Consider the following 13,973-nt stretch of genomic DNA (forward strand, 5'->3'; position numbering starts at 1 on the left):
ACCTTTGCCTATGCCTGACTCCACTTCGGCTTCGGTCACGCCGATACCCGCGCCGGGTTTGCTGGCCGGCAGCGGCCAGATGGCCGCGCTGGTGACTGCCAAAGACTGGTCGGCCACTCCGCTGGGGCCCATTGAGCAGTGGCCGCAGAGTTTGCGCACCACAGTGAGCCTGTGCCTGGCCTCGAACTTTCCCATCAGCATTGCCTGGGGCCCCGGGCGGGTACAGATTTACAACGACGGCTACTGGCCCCTGTGCGGCGACAAGCACCCCACTTCCCTGGGCCAGGACTACAAGGAGTGCTGGGCCTCGGCCTGGGAGGGGCTGGGCGAAGCCTTCGAGCAAGCCTCGGCCGGGCAAACGCGCTTTCTGGAAAACCAACGCATGTTTCTTGACCGCTTCGGCTACCTGGAAGAAACGTTTTTCACTTTCTCCTTCAGCCCAATTCTCGACGAATCGGGCGGGGTGGGCGGTTTGTTTCACCCCGTCACGGAGCTCACCCAGCAAACCCTGGCCGAGCGGCGCCTCAACATTCTACGCACGGTGGCCGAGCGTACGGCGGGAGGAGACACCGAGCACGAAACGGCCATTCGGCTGCTGGAAACCTTTCGCGAATCTGCGGCAGATTTACCGTTCGTGGCGCTCTATTCGGCGGCGCCCGGGGGCGAACAGGCATTGCTGGAAGGTCAGGTGGGCCTGGACCAAGCCCCGGCGCTGATGCCCGCCGCCATTGACCTGGCCGCCGGTGCGCGCGCCTCTTGGCCCCTGGCCGAGGCTGCGCGCGTCGGCATCGTGCAGCGGGTAGAACAATTAGCTACCGACTTCGGCACCTTTACCAGCGGCCCCTACCCGGAGGCCCCGCACACGGCCCTGGTGTACCCGGTACAGCTGGGTGGGGCAGCGCAGCCGGCTTATTTTCTGGTGCTGGGCGTGAGTGCCCGCCGGGCACTGGATGCCGAATATGCGCTCTTTTTCGACCTGCTGGTGGGCGCCACTACCACGGCCCTGGCTAAGGCCCGCACCCTGGCTGAGGAGCGCCAGCGTGCCGAAGCGCTGGCTGCGCTAGACCGCGCCAGAACAGTTTTCTTCAGCAACATCAGCCACGAGTTTCGTACCCCGCTGACCCTGATGCTCGGCCCGCTGGAAGACGCCCTGACCGATGACGCTCACCCGCTACCCGCCTTCCAGCACGAGCGCCTGACGCTGGTGCAGCGCAACACCCTGCGCCTGCAGCGGCTGGTGAACAACCTGCTGGATTTCTCGCGCCTTGAGGCCGGCCGCCTGCAGGCCGATTTCGCGCCCCTCAACCTGGCGGCCTACACGGCCGAGCTGGCCGGCGTGTTTCGGGCGGCCCTGGAAAAAGCCGGTCTGACCCTGACGGTGGATTGCCCCCGGCTGAGCGCGCCCGTCTATGTGGACGCGGGCATGTGGGAAAAGGTCGTGTTCAACCTGCTGTCCAATGCCCTGAAGTTCACCTTTACGGGGGGCATCCGGGTGGGTGTAAGCGAGGAGGATGGGCAGGCCGTGCTGCGGGTGACGGACACCGGCGAGGGTATTTCGGCCACCGAGCTGCCCAAGCTGTTCACCCGCTTCTACCGGACCGAGGGCATGAAGTCCCGCTCCCACGAGGGGTCCGGCATCGGGTTAGCCTTCGTGCAGGAGCTGGTGCAGCTACACGGCGGGGAAATTACGGCCGAAAGCCAGGCAGGGCAGGGTAGCACGTTTACCGTGCGCCTACCGCTGGGCCAGGCCCACCTGCCGGCCGAGCGGGTGCGCACCGGCCGGCCGGAAGCCCCGCAACCGGGGCCCGGAACGGCGTTTGTGGCGGAGGCACAACTGTGGCTGGCCGAAACGCCCAAATTGCCGGCCGCCCCCGGCACCACGCCGGCGGCGGAACCGGCCGATGAGGCCGCGGCGACCATCCTGGTGGTCGACGACAACGCCGACATGCGCAGCTACGTGCAGCGCATTCTGGCCCGGCAGCCGCAGTGGACCGTGCACACGGCGGCCGACGGACTGCAGGCCCTGGACTCCGTGGCCCGGCAACGGCCCGATTTGGTTATTTCCGACGTGATGATGCCCCACCTCGACGGCTTCGGCCTGCTGCAGGCGCTGAAACAAAACCCCGACACAGCCCGGATTCCGGTGGTGTTGCTCTCGGCCCGGGCCGGCGAGGAGGCTACCGTAGAGGGCCTGGACCAGGGCGCCGACGACTACCTGGTAAAGCCCTTCGCGGCGCGGGAGCTGCTGGCCCGCGTGCGCACCCAGCTCGACATTACCCGCACCCGCCAGGACAACACCCGGTTGCAGGCCGCCGAGGAAGAGCTGCGCAAGTTTAAGGTGCTTAGCGACCACGCGTTCGATGCCTTTATCCTGATGCGCGCCGACGGCTCGTTTGCTTACCTCAACGAACTGGCCCGCCAGCGCTGGGGCTACACCGCCGCCGAAACCGCGCAGCTGCGGGTGCCCGACGTGGACCCCATCTACCAGGAAGAAAAGTACCGGCAGGCCTTTGCGCAGGCGCAGCTCGGGCCACTGCCAACCTTCGAAACCCTGCACCGCCGCAAAGATGGCAGCACCTACCCCGTAGAAATCAGCATGGGGGGCCTTACCCTCGATGGGCAGCCGCACATGTTCGCGGTAGCCCGCGACATCACGGCGCAAAAGGCCAGCACCCAGGCCCTGCACGAAAGCGAACAGCGTTTCCGGATTTTGGCCGATGTAGCTCCCAACATAGTGTGGGCAGTGAACCCGGACTCCAGCATCCGCTACATCAACCAAGCCTTCGTCGACTTTGTGGGCGTGACGCCAGCCCAGTACGAGGCCACCGGCTGGGGGCCTTACATGCACCCCGACGAGCTGGAAACGGCCCAACGCACCCTCACCGAGGCCATTGACTCGCGCACCCGCTACACGCTGGAGCACCGCATGCGTCGCCACGATGGGCAGTACCGCTGGCTGCTGGCCCAAGGCGCACCCAGCTACTTCCCCAACGGAGAGTTGTATGGCTACGTGGGCTCGGCCATCGACATTACGGAGCTGAAAGAAACCAACGAGCAGTTGGTGCGCACCAACCGCGACCTCGACAACTTTGTGTACACTGCTTCGCACGACCTCAAAGCCCCCATCAGTAACATTGAGGGGCTACTGCGGCTGCTCGAAGACCTGCTGCCCGCCGAGCTGCGCACCAACGATATACTGCTGCCCGTGCTGGCGCGCATGCAGGATGCGGTGGAGCGCTTCACCCGCACCATTGCCCACCTCACCGACGTGAGCAAGCTGCAACTCGAATTTGCCCACCCGGCGGCGCCCACGGAATTGCTCCCCCTCATCGAGGATGTGCGCCTGGATCTGCTGCCGCTGCTGGCCCAAAGCGGCGGCCGGTTGGAGGTAGACGTAGCGGAGTGCCCCACGCTGTTGCTGGCGGCCAAGAACCTGCGCAGCATGCTCTACAACCTGGTGAGCAACGGCCTCAAATACCACCACCCCGACCGACTGCCGGTAGTGCGCCTCAGTTGCCGCCGCGAAGGCGACTTTTGCGTGCTGCGGGTGCAGGACAATGGCCTGGGGCTGAGCGAGGGGCAGCAGGCCAAGCTGTTTGGGTTGTTTGAGCGTCTGCATACCCACGTGGAGGGCACGGGCGTCGGGCTATACATGGTCAAGAAGATGGTTGAAAACGCGGGCGGCACCATCTCGGTGCAGAGCCGGGAGGGCGAAGGCTCCACGTTCGCCATGTGGTTTCCGGTGCAGGGAATGTAACCACCGGCCTGCCGGACCGTACCATTATCTGGCCAGTTTCTCACGGCGGCCACCTTCCTGCCATGCCTCAACTCTCCAGCGTTTTGCTGGTGGACGACGACACGACCACCAACTTTCTGAACCAGATGCTCATCAAACGCCTGGGCGTGGTGGAGCACCTGCACATTGCCGAAAATGGCGCCGAAGCTCTGCAGACCCTGCAGCAGGCCTGCGAACCAGTAAGCGCCACCTGCCCCGACCTGATCTTGTTGGACATGAAGATGCCCGTTATGAACGGCATTGAGTTTCTGGAGGCTTACGCCCGGCTGCCCCGGCCCTGGCAGCAAGGCATCGTCATCGTGATGCTCACTACTTCCCTGCTGCCAAGCGACCTGGAACGGGTGCAACAACTGCCTGTGGCGGGAATCCTGAACAAACCCCTGACCAAAGAGAAGCTCCAGGCCCTGGTAGACGAGCATTTCGGAGCGACGCCGCTGGGCTAACCGGCCACCGCCGCCGTGCGGTATCGCCGTCACTGGCGGCGGCCGATCAACACTTGTAGTGGCCCACAGTTGTTTTAGGCGCGACTCCATCAACCTTTTGGCGGCCGAAACAGTACATCAGTCCAGTCCCGAATAGTCGGGCATCTCCCGTTTACCTCACCCCCCCGCTATGAGTTTCTTCCGTTTACCCTTCCTGGCAGCGCTGCTGGTGCTGCTCACCTTCTCGCTTAGCAGCTGCGACGCCATTGGCACTATCTTCAAAGCCGGCGCCTGGACGGCGCTGATTGGCATTTTTCTGCTGATATTGCTGTTTTGGTTTATCGTGCGCAAGATGCGCGGGTAGCCGACTGGTTTACTTCTGAACTCCTGCAACAGCAAAGGGCGGCCCCTCCAATTCTGAGGGGCGCCCTTTATCTTTTAGAAACGAAGCAGGCTACTTATTTGCCTTTGCGGTCGGGCATGGTACCCACCACATGGTCCCAAAGGGTGGTGCTCACGCCGAAGGCTACTTCCTCCTGGCGGTAGTGGTGCATGGCGTGGTGGTGCCACCAGAACTTAAGAAAGTTCTTGGGTGGAGCATACACATGGATGGCGTAGTGCACGAACAGGTAGAGCGCGTAGCCGAATACGAAACCGGCCAGCACCCCAAACCCTGCGTTGCCGAACGTGAAGCGGAAGATGAAGAACAGCAGCGAGGCCACGAACACCGTCAGGATTGGCGGCATGGCTAGGCGGGTTTTATCCTTGGGAAACTCGTGGTGCACCCCGTGCATGGTGTACTGGAACTTGGCCCGGGCGGGCGTATTGGCATCGAGATGGTACACGTAGCGGTGCATCAGGTACTCGGCCAGCGTGAAGAGCAGCCAGCCGCCCAGAAACAGCCCGAACGCCGATAGTCCGTTCAGTAGGCCCCGGCTCAGGCTATAATAGAGGCTTATGGCCGCTACCGAGAAGAAAATGGTGAGCGGGCCGGCAATGTGGGTGTGGGTGAGCCGCTCCAGCGTGGCATTCTCGAACAGCCGGGCCGAACCTTTATGCTTGGGCTTCACGGCGTCGGGGGTCTTAACCGGGGTTACCCGGGGGGCCGCGACTTCCGGAGCATCAGAAGTAGTATTCATACCAATACGGGATTGATGAAAGCGCAAAAATACATATCCCTGCGCAAATGGCAGGGTCGCCTTCTCAGGCGGTGGTGGAATAGCGCGCCACCAGTTGCCGGACCATGGCGGCCGAACAGACCGGAGCGGCACAGCACAGCGGAGCGCGGTCGTAGAACTGTTGGCGTACGGCTAAGGTTTCATGCAACCGCGTTTCCAGGGTTTGGGCGTCGGGCAAAGCGGCCAGCAAGGGGCGGGTGGCGGCCGACTTCAGCAGGCGGCGCACCAACTCGGGCACCGGCACCGAAAGGTAGAGCGTGAGGCCGGTTTCGAGCAGCACCTTTAGGTTGTGATGAAAGCAGGGCGTGCCGCCGCCGGTTGCCAGCACCAGCGCGGGGTACCGGGCCACCACATCGCGCAGCACGTCGGCCTCGCACTGGCGGAAATACTCCTCGCCTTCACGGGCAAACAGCTCGGATATGCTGCGCTGCTCCCGGCGCACTATTTCCTCATCCAGGTCCACGAACGGCACCTCGTACGCCAGGGCTAACGCCCGGCCCAGCGTGCTTTTGCCCGCGCCAGGCATGCCAATCAGGTATAGCTTCATAGCAAGGAAGGTGAAAGGGACGGAGGATACGCGAAAAGCGGTTGCGGTTGGGAAACGGAGGACGTGCTGGGTGCTGATTCTCAGGCGGCTTCGTCCGACCAACTTACCGAATCAGTTGGCATTACTCGCCTCAAGCTCCATCACCGCCTACCCCAGCTTCACCCGCGGGTCGAGCAAGGCGTAGAAAATATCGACCACGATGTTGACTAGCACAAACAGCGCGGCAATGAAAATGGTGGCACCCATCACGACCGGAAAATCGAGGTTCTCAACGGCCCGGAGCGTAACCGTGCCCAGGCCCTTCCAGTTGAAGATGTACTCGATAAAGAACGCGCCCGCCATGAGCGAGGCCAGCCAGCCCGAAACAGCCGTCACGACCGGGTTCAGGGCGTTTTTGAGGGCGTGTCCCACCACCACGCGGTAGCCCGAGAGGCCCTTAGCCCGGGCCGTGCGGATGTAGTCCTGGCTGAGCACGTCGAGCATGGAGGAGCGGGTGAGTTGCACGATGATGGCCAGCGGCCGCACGCCCAGGGCCAGAGCCGGCAGCAGCAGGTTTTTGAGCACCAGGTGGCGGCCCGTAAATGGGTCGGTTTCGTAGAGCTGGCCCGTGAGGTTAAGGCCGGTGTAGCGACTCCAGTAGAAGCCGAACGTAATGGCCACCAAAATGCCGGCCACGAACGAAGGCACCGAGATACCCAGAATCGACGTTGAAACCAGCGTGCGGTCGAGCCAGGTGTGAGCCTTTAATGCGGCCACAATGCCCAGCCCAATGCCCACCACCGTGGCTAGCAGCATGGCCGCCAGGGCCAGCCAGAGCGTGCCCGTAAAGTGGTCGAGCAGGATGCTGAGCACCTCTTTGTTGCTCTGGAACGAGCGGCGCAGGTAAGGCGCTTTGAGCACCACGGCTCGCCCGCCGCCTACCGGCAGCAACGCGAGGCCGCCGTAGCGGGCCAGGCCGGCCGAGTCGCGCGGGTGCAGGCCCAGCGGCGACACGTCATTCAGGTAGCCCAGCAGCTGGCCCGGCAGGGGCTGGTCGAGGCCCAGGTCAGCGGCAATGGCGGCGCGGGTGGCGGCATCGGAGCGCTGGCCAGCCAGCAGGGCCACCGGGTCGCCGGGCAGCACCTGAAACAGGAAAAACACCGTGCAGGCCACCCCCACCAGTACCAATGCCCCCTGCCACAACCGGCTGATGATGAATTGAAGCATTGAGTTTTAGTGGGTGTTTTTTGGCTAGATGAACGTGTCATGCTGAGCGCAGCCGGAGGCGAAGTCGAAGCATGATACGTTCTGTTTTCCTGACAGCTACATTACAGTTCTTCTTCCAGCTTGCTGAGGGCGGGGATGTCGTGGTAGTGGAATTTAGCTTTCACGACGCCATTCTGGAGCAGCACCAGGCCGGGGTTCGAGCGGATCATGGACTTGAGCACGGTGGCGTCGGCGAAGTAGTAGGGGCCAGCCAGGTTTACATCGTGGCGGAAAGCGTCGAACTCCTGGGGGCTGCTGCTGGTAATGATCAGGGGCTGAATCTGCTTGCGCGACTTGGCCGTGGCCGTCAGCAGCTCGTTGATTTCGCGGAACCGGTCGCGGTCAGTCACATTCACGTTCTGCACAATCAGCAGCAGCTTGTTGCCACTGAGCACCTCCTGGGTATGATCCTGGCCTTCGGCATCGAAAACAGCGAAGTCGGTGATGACGGGACGGCTGGTTTCGGGGTTGAGCACTTCCATGCTCTTGTACTTCCAGGTCGAGTCGGTGGGGTAGTCGGCGAAGATTTTGGTTTCGCCGTTGCGCTCCATTACGTACTGGTAGCGCGCCTGCTCGCGGGGCTTCATGAGCTGGCCGATGTCGTTGCCAACCTTGTAGGGCAGAAAATCGAAGTAGGGCAGATGCCCCAGCGCCCGCACCCCGATGCCAATGGCCACAGCCGAGGCAAACGTGATATACATCACGCCCACCGTGCCGCGGGCGAACACCCGGCGCAGGTAACGCTGGTTGAAGAACACCACGGCCCACAAGCCCAGCAGCACCATATCCTTGGCAAACGAAGTCCAGGGCGTGAGCTTGATGAAGTCGCCGAAGCACCCGCAGTCGGTTACCTTGTTGAAGGCGGCCGAGTAGAAGGTGAGAAACCCGAAGAACACGAGCAGCCCGAGCAGCACCCACAGCACCTGGCGTAGCATCCAGCGCAGTAACACGGCCACGCCCAACACCACTTCCAGGGAGCTCAGGAAAATACTCAGCGTGCGGGTGTGGGGCAGGAAAATGGTGAAGAACGAGCCGAAGTCGCGCGAGAAAACCTCGAAATATTCCTCCAGCTTGAGGGCCGTACCAATCGGGTCGTTGAGCTTCACGAGGCCCGAGAAGATGAACACCACGCCCAGCAGGAGCCAGCAGATTCGGGTGAATTGTTTCATGATGGGTTGTTGGGAGACTGAGTTACGATTCGGCACCTTCTACGCAAAGATGCGGCTTAGATCCGGCTTTACGTAGGGACGGGGCTCAGCTTCGCCGTTCAACTTCGCAGTTCCCCAAAATTCATCTTGATCAGCACAAATACGGCATAGTTGAGCATGTCGCGGTAGTTGGCCTCCACCCCCTCCGATACCTTGGTTAGGCCGCCGAGGTCCTCGATTTGCTTGGTGCGGTGGAGCTTCATGAGGATGATGTCGGTGATGCTTTCGATGCGCATCTGCCGCCAGGCTTCGCCATAGTCATGGTTTTTGGCGAACAGCAGCTGGCGGTTTTCCTCCACCTGCCCGTCGTAGGCGCGGGCCACGGCGGCGGGCTCCAGATCGAGGGGCGCCTCGGCGGGCAGGCGCAGCTGCATGAGGGCAATAACGCAGTAGTTGACGATGGCCACGAACTCCTCCTCCACCCCATCGGCCACGAGTTGGGTGCCCTTCTCCTGGATGCTGCGGATGCGCTGGGCCTTGATGTAGAGCTGGTCGGTGATGCTGGGCAGGCGCAGGATGCGCCAGGCCGTACCGTAGTCGTGGGTTTTGGCCAGAAACAGCGTCCGGCACCGGTCAATTACCCGGTCGTATTCATGCTGGGTTTGATTCTCCAAGTTTTTGCGGCTATTTTGTTGGAAACCGGGCGTTCTATCAGCGCAGTGTCATGCTTAGCGAAGTCGAAGCATGACACTGTTCTGGATGCCCTATTAACCCAATACCCATGCAAGATACGTGCTTTTCCCCGACGCAAACCTTGCGCTGCCCCGGCGGGCGGGTGCTCGATTTGCGCCGTCCGCGGGTGATGGGCATCCTCAACCTAACGCCCGACTCGTTCTATGCCGGCAGCCGCGTGGGCTCCGAAACCGAGCTACTGCGCCGGGCCGAAGTCATGCTCGAAGCCGGGGCCGCCGTGCTCGATCTGGGCGGCTACTCGTCGCGTCCCGGAGCCGAGGATATTTCCGTGGACGAGGAAAAACACCGCTTACTGCCCGCCCTCGAAGCCGTGCGCCGTGCATTTCCCGAAGCTTTTCTGTCGGTCGACACCTTCCGGGCCGAGGTAGCGGAACTGGCCGTGGCCGCCGGGGCCGACATCCTCAACGACATCAGCGGGGGCACGCTCGATACGGAAATGCTGCCCACCGCCGGCCGTCTGGGCGTGCCCTACGTACTCATGCACCTGCGCGGCACGCCCCAGACCATGACCCAGCACACCGACTACGAAGGCGACATCGTGCTGGAGCTGGTGCGCTACTTCCGCGACAAGCTGGCCGAGCTACGCCGCCACGGCGTCACCGACGTACTCCTCGACCCTGGTTTCGGGTTTGCCAAAACGCCGGCTCAGAGCCACGAGTTGCTGCGGCGGCTGCCCGAGCTGCACCTGCTGGGCTTACCAATTCTGGCCGGGCTTTCGCGCAAGAGCATGGTCTATAAGCCGCTGGGGCTACAGCCCGAGGCGGCGCTGGCCGGCACCATCACCCTCAATACCCTGGCCGTACTCGGCGGGGCCCGGCTGCTACGCGTACACGACGTGGCCGAAGCCGTACAAACTATCCAACTCGTATCGAACACTTACTCTCCGATTTCTCCGTGATTGGCTCCTTCTCCATCGGCTTCCTGCGCATTGGCTGGATCGACGTCGTGGACGTGCTGCTGGTCACGGCCCTGTTCTACCAGCTCTACAAGCTGCTGACGGGCAGCGTGGCGCTCAAGGTTTTTCTGGGCTTCATGTCGCTCTACCTGTTCTATCTGGTGGTGAAGGCCGCTGGCATGGAGCTGCTGACCAGCATTCTGGGCCAGTTTATGAGCGTGGGCGTGCTGGCCGGCATCATTCTGTTTCAGCAGGAAATCCGGCGGTTTCTACTCAATGTGGGCAAGGCCACCAGCTTCGGCAGCCGCCTGCGGGTATTCCCGTGGCGGCGCGAATCCGGGGCCGATCGTATGAACGTGACGCCCTTCATCGAGGCAGCCAAAAGCCTGGCCGGCAAGCAAACCGGGGCCCTGATTGCCTTCAGCCTGGCTTCCGACCTCAAGTTTTTCGCCGACTCGGGCGACCTGATTGATGCCGCCGTAAGCAAGCGCCTGCTCATGAGCATCTTCAACAAAACCAGCCCTTTGCACGACGGCGCCGTGATTATCGCCAATGGCCGCATCAAGGCCGCCCGTTGCATTCTGCCGGTGAGCGAAAACCCCGACGTGCCTGCCTCCATGGGCCTGCGCCACCGCGCCGCCATCGGCCTGACGGAGGTAACCGACGCCGTGGTGCTGGTAGTAAGCGAGGAAACGGGCCAGATTTCGGTGGTGCGCGGCGGCGAGGTATTTCGCAACCTAGCCCCCGCCGACCTGCGCACCCGCCTCAATGAACTGCTTTTCGATGGGGAAAGTAAGCCCACGGCTCCGGCGGCGGCCTCCTCGGCAGAAGTGGCCGCTTAGGGTGTAGGAAGTTGGCAGTTACCCTGCGGAGGTGCTTGCTGCAGCCAACGGTAAGCGGCTTCGGGGTCCGAAAAGGTATCCACCATGGGGCAATCCAGCGGGGCCAGCATCCGATGCACATCTGTACGCGCCTGCAGGTTATCGGGCAGTACCCAAGCCATGGCCACAATTCCGACATCGGCCAGATTATGCAGAAAATCCCGGTTCATCCAGCGGGTGAGTTCCGTCCAACCGTCTTCGTCCTGGGTGGCATCGTTGAGAATGCGGCTCACCTGAGTCAGGCAGACTTGGTCCAGAATTCTGAGGAAACATGCCTGAGATTCCTCTTCCGAATGCATCCCACGCCAAATCAGATGCAGCCAGCCGTTCTCGGCATCGTGGGCCATCGTCAAGCCGGGAGTTGTGAGAAGCGTTTTCATAGAGCAGAACAAGTAAGCCTATAATGACGGCACTACGGCGGAAATAATGAAGCTGTTTTTAGAAACTCGTTTCAAACGCACGAGAGCTTCGTGCTTCATCTGGCGGCCGCTTGATTTCCTGAACAGCTTAAATCATGAAAAAAGCTTGCCGGGAATTATCCGGCAAGCTTTCCTTTTAGCAGAAACTGAGCAATAGAGGCACTTACTTGATAACCTCCAGCTCCCGGCCTACCTCGATAAAGGCGGCAATGGCCTGGTCGAGTTGGTCGCGGGTGTGGGCCGCGCTCAACTGCACCCGGATGCGGGCCTGGCCTTTGGGCACGACGGGGAAATAGAAGCCAACTACATAAATGCCCTTTTCCAGCATTTTAGCAGCGAATTCCTGGCTCAGTTTGGCATCGTGGAGCATAACGGGCACAATCGGGTGCTCGCCGGGCTTGATGTCGAAGCCGGCCGCCGTCATCTGCTGGCGGAAATACTTGGTGTTTTCTTCGAGCTGGTCGCGCAGTTGGGTGCTTTCGGTGAGCAGCTCCAATACCCGCAGGCTGGCCCCCACAATGGCGGGCGCCAGCGTATTGCTGAACAGGTAAGGCCGGCTGCGCTGGCGCAGCATATCGATAATCTCCTGGCGGCCGGTGGTAAAGCCGCCCATGGCCCCGCCCAGGGCCTTGCCCAGCGTGCCGGTAATGATATCGACCCGACCCATTACGCCCCGCATTTCGTGGGTGCCACGGCCGGTTTTGCCCAAAAAGCCGGTGCTGTGGCACTCGTCCACCATCACCAGAGCCTCATATTTGTCGGCTAGGTCGCAGATTTTGTCGAGCTGGGCAATGGTGCCGTCCATCGAGAACGAGCCGTCCGTCACGATGATGCGGTGGCGGCTGCCCTTGGCCTGGGCATCCTGGAGCTGCTTTTCCAGGTCGGCCATGTCGTTATGGATGTAGCGGTAGCGCTGGGCCTTACACAAGCGCACGCCATCAATAATAGAAGCGTGGTTGAGCGAGTCGGAAATGATGGCATCCTGCTCGTTGAACAGGGGCTCGAATACGCCGCCGTTGGCGTCGAAGGCCGCCGCGTACAAAATCGTGTCTTCGGTACCCAGGAATTCGGCCAGCTTCTTTTCCAGCTCCTTGTGAATATCCTGAGTGCCGCAGATAAAGCGCACCGACGACAGGCCGTAGCCGTGCGAGTCGATGGCCTGCTTGGCGGCCTCAATCACGGCCGGGTGCGAGCTAAGGCCTAGGTAGTTGTTGGCGCAGAAGTTGAGCACGTCGCCGGCCTCGCGGGTCTCGATTTCGGCGCCCTGGGGCGAGGTGATCACGCGCTCCTGCTTGTAAAGGCCGGCGTCCTTTATTTCCTGGAGTTGCTGCTGAAGATCGGGCTGAAGGGTGGTGTACATAGAGTGGCTGCTTGAGTATGTGAATAAGTGAGCGGGAACGGCACAAAGGTACGGAAGGTGAATCGGGCAGGTGGCAGGAGGCGGCTCGCCATTCCTCACCGCGCCAAAAACGCCCGCACGCCCTCCCGGCCGCTGTCCAGGAGCTGCTGTTTCTGGGCTTCGGGTACGCGGCGTACTTTGGGCTGAAACCCGAGCGTGTTAATGCTGATAGTGCGGGCCCAATCGGTGGGGCGGGCGGGGTTAAGATTTTCGAGGGCCACCGTGTAAAGGGCTCCGATGTAGGAGCCGAAATCCTGAATGACGTAGGGTGCCAACTGCTGCCGGCCGCCGGGTTGGGCATCAAGGTCAATCTGCTCGGCCCGGTCGAGGCGAATGCCCAGCGTTTCGGGGTTGATAAAAGGGGCCGTGGCTGGCCGAGCTCCCGGGTACGGCGGCGGCGTGGTCAGGTAGCGTGGGTGGTCGAACAAATCGAGCGGGTAGTTGGCCAGCAAGCCCCCATCGACGAGCACTTCCACGGCCTGCTCTTTGGCCGGCTGGCGCACTACCTGGCCCGTGGTGGCATCGAGCAGCACGGCCCGGAAGTAAAGCGGAATACTCATGCTGATGCGCACGGCATCGGCCACGCGCAGGTTGGGGTGGGTTTCGTAGCTGAACACCTGGGCGCACTGCCGGGTGAGGTTGGTGCCGGTGGTGTACAGGTCGCGGTAGCGGGCGGGCTGCTGCTGAGCCAGCGCGTGCAACTGGCCCAGCGTCAGATCGGGCTGCTGGGTCTGGCGGCCCACCAGCTCGGCCAACAGGTTCGTGAAGGCGTCGCCCCGGTACCAGCCGTATTGTTTCAGCAGGCGGGTGCTGCCCCCAAAAAAAATAAGCCGGCCGTCGTTGAGGCGCTGAATGGGCAGCTCGTTGACGATGCAGATGATGTCGGCGGGGGCGTAGCCCACGGCCAGCAGCGCCGCCTGAATGGCCCCGGCCGAGGTGCCGCCCACCCGCCGCAGGTCGGCCAGCAGCCCCTGGCGCTCCAGTTCGGCCAAGGCCCCGCCGTAGGCAATGCCCCGGATGCCGCCGCCCTCCATCACGAGGTTGCAGTACCGGACGGGGGGTGCAATTGGCTGAGCCCGCGCGGTTACGGCCAGCCCAAGACTCAGCCCCATCAACACCAAGCGTACTTTTTGCCGCATTGCCCGTCGTTTAAAAATGCCCCATAAAACCGCCGCCAGCGCCGACACTAACAAGGTGCAAAATAGGGCATCTCCGCGTAGCGGATTCACGACCAACAGGCCGGAGATACAAAGACGCGAATTCGCAGCTGGCCCTCGGGCAAAACCGCAC

13 protein-coding genes are annotated in these 13,973 nt (G+C 62.2%); 5 read left to right on the plus strand and 8 right to left on the minus strand.

The features are described from left to right. The first annotated feature begins 10 nt into the window (after nucleotides 1-10). The 3 genes from CDA63_RS01630 to CDA63_RS20725 all read left to right on the plus strand — a co-directional run bounded on the left by CDA63_RS01630 (nucleotide 11) and on the right by CDA63_RS20725 (nucleotide 4,582). A complete protein-coding gene (locus tag CDA63_RS01630; RefSeq protein WP_088462693.1) occupies nucleotides 11-3,757 on the plus strand; it encodes an ATP-binding protein in 3,747 nt (1,248 codons plus the stop codon). Nucleotides 3,758-3,819: 62 nt separating this feature from the next. Beyond that, the gene (locus CDA63_RS01635; RefSeq protein ID WP_088462694.1) at nucleotides 3,820-4,239 is read left to right on the plus strand and encodes a response regulator; all 420 of its coding nucleotides are present in this window, start codon (nucleotides 3,820-3,822) and stop codon (nucleotides 4,237-4,239) included. Nucleotides 4,240-4,408: 169 nt separating this feature from the next. Next, nucleotides 4,409-4,582, plus strand: a complete 174-nt coding sequence (locus tag CDA63_RS20725) for a hypothetical protein (protein WP_165768149.1) — start codon at nucleotides 4,409-4,411, stop codon at nucleotides 4,580-4,582. A 94-nt stretch (nucleotides 4,583-4,676) separates the two neighbouring features. Here CDA63_RS20725 and CDA63_RS01640 read toward each other — a convergent pair whose 3' ends face one another. The 5 genes from CDA63_RS01640 to CDA63_RS01660 form a co-directional block, all read right to left on the minus strand. Beyond that, nucleotides 4,677-5,357 carry a sterol desaturase family protein gene (locus tag CDA63_RS01640; protein WP_088462695.1) on the minus strand — a complete coding sequence of 227 codons (681 nt, stop codon included), beginning with the start codon at nucleotides 5,355-5,357 and terminating at the stop codon, nucleotides 4,677-4,679. A gap of 64 nt (nucleotides 5,358-5,421) precedes the next feature. Beyond that, the gene (locus CDA63_RS01645; protein ID WP_088462696.1) at nucleotides 5,422-5,943 is read right to left on the minus strand and encodes a shikimate kinase; all 522 of its coding nucleotides are present in this window, start codon (nucleotides 5,941-5,943) and stop codon (nucleotides 5,422-5,424) included. Nucleotides 5,944-6,090: 147 nt separating this feature from the next. Continuing rightward, nucleotides 6,091-7,149 carry an ABC transporter permease gene (locus CDA63_RS01650; RefSeq protein ID WP_165768150.1) on the minus strand — a complete coding sequence of 353 codons (1,059 nt, stop codon included), beginning with the start codon at nucleotides 7,147-7,149 and terminating at the stop codon, nucleotides 6,091-6,093. 101 nt (nucleotides 7,150-7,250) lie between these two features. Next, complete coding sequence (locus CDA63_RS01655) at nucleotides 7,251-8,357, minus strand: BT_3928 family protein (protein WP_088462697.1); 1,107 nt, start codon at nucleotides 8,355-8,357, stop codon at nucleotides 7,251-7,253. Nucleotides 8,358-8,455: 98 nt separating this feature from the next. Beyond that, complete coding sequence (locus tag CDA63_RS01660; protein WP_088462698.1) at nucleotides 8,456-9,010, minus strand: DUF1599 domain-containing protein; 555 nt, start codon at nucleotides 9,008-9,010, stop codon at nucleotides 8,456-8,458. A gap of 107 nt (nucleotides 9,011-9,117) precedes the next feature. Between CDA63_RS01660 and folP the strand changes: the two genes are divergently transcribed. Then, on the plus strand, nucleotides 9,118-9,987 hold the full coding sequence (gene folP / locus CDA63_RS01665; RefSeq protein WP_088462699.1) for a dihydropteroate synthase: 870 nt from the start codon (nucleotides 9,118-9,120) through the stop codon (nucleotides 9,985-9,987). Further along, nucleotides 9,984-10,826, plus strand: a complete 843-nt coding sequence (gene cdaA / locus CDA63_RS01670) for a diadenylate cyclase CdaA (protein ID WP_088462700.1) — start codon at nucleotides 9,984-9,986, stop codon at nucleotides 10,824-10,826. The genes folP and cdaA overlap by 4 nt, the downstream gene beginning before the upstream one ends. Here the strand turns inward: cdaA and CDA63_RS01675 are convergent. The 3 genes from CDA63_RS01675 to CDA63_RS01685 form a co-directional block, all read right to left on the minus strand. After that, complete coding sequence (locus CDA63_RS01675) at nucleotides 10,823-11,245, minus strand: hypothetical protein (RefSeq protein WP_088462701.1); 423 nt, start codon at nucleotides 11,243-11,245, stop codon at nucleotides 10,823-10,825. The genes cdaA and CDA63_RS01675 overlap by 4 nt on opposite strands. A 202-nt stretch (nucleotides 11,246-11,447) precedes the next feature. Continuing rightward, the gene (kbl, locus tag CDA63_RS01680; RefSeq protein WP_088462702.1) at nucleotides 11,448-12,644 is read right to left on the minus strand and encodes a glycine C-acetyltransferase; all 1,197 of its coding nucleotides are present in this window, start codon (nucleotides 12,642-12,644) and stop codon (nucleotides 11,448-11,450) included. A gap of 95 nt (nucleotides 12,645-12,739) precedes the next feature. After that, complete coding sequence (locus CDA63_RS01685) at nucleotides 12,740-13,822, minus strand: patatin-like phospholipase family protein (RefSeq protein ID WP_088462703.1); 1,083 nt, start codon at nucleotides 13,820-13,822, stop codon at nucleotides 12,740-12,742. Nucleotides 13,823-13,973: the final 151 nt, after the last annotated feature.

This window comes from Hymenobacter amundsenii (assembly GCF_002204745.1).
GTDB lineage: Bacteria > Bacteroidota > Bacteroidia > Cytophagales > Hymenobacteraceae > Hymenobacter > Hymenobacter amundsenii.

What these genes read in the sequence shown, in the direction of transcription:
- CDA63_RS01630 (WP_088462693.1), top strand. Translation starts at nt 11, where the DNA reads ATGCCTGACTCCACTTCGGCTTCGGTCACGCCGATACCCGCGCCGGGT.
- CDA63_RS01635 (WP_088462694.1), top strand. Translation starts at nt 3,820, where the DNA reads ATGCCTCAACTCTCCAGCGTTTTGCTGGTGGACGACGACACGACCACC.
- CDA63_RS20725 (WP_165768149.1), top strand. Translation starts at nt 4,409, where the DNA reads ATGAGTTTCTTCCGTTTACCCTTCCTGGCAGCGCTGCTGGTGCTGCTC.
- CDA63_RS01640 (WP_088462695.1), bottom strand. Translation starts at nt 5,357, where the DNA reads ATGAATACTACTTCTGATGCTCCGGAAGTCGCGGCCCCCCGGGTAACC.
- CDA63_RS01645 (WP_088462696.1), bottom strand. Translation starts at nt 5,943, where the DNA reads ATGAAGCTATACCTGATTGGCATGCCTGGCGCGGGCAAAAGCACGCTG.
- CDA63_RS01650 (WP_165768150.1), bottom strand. Translation starts at nt 7,149, where the DNA reads ATGCTTCAATTCATCATCAGCCGGTTGTGGCAGGGGGCATTGGTACTG.
- CDA63_RS01655 (WP_088462697.1), bottom strand. Translation starts at nt 8,357, where the DNA reads ATGAAACAATTCACCCGAATCTGCTGGCTCCTGCTGGGCGTGGTGTTC.
- folP (WP_088462699.1), top strand. Translation starts at nt 9,118, where the DNA reads ATGCAAGATACGTGCTTTTCCCCGACGCAAACCTTGCGCTGCCCCGGC.
- CDA63_RS01675 (WP_088462701.1), bottom strand. Translation starts at nt 11,245, where the DNA reads ATGAAAACGCTTCTCACAACTCCCGGCTTGACGATGGCCCACGATGCC.
- kbl (WP_088462702.1), bottom strand. Translation starts at nt 12,644, where the DNA reads ATGTACACCACCCTTCAGCCCGATCTTCAGCAGCAACTCCAGGAAATA.
- CDA63_RS01685 (WP_088462703.1), bottom strand. Translation starts at nt 13,822, where the DNA reads ATGCGGCAAAAAGTACGCTTGGTGTTGATGGGGCTGAGTCTTGGGCTG.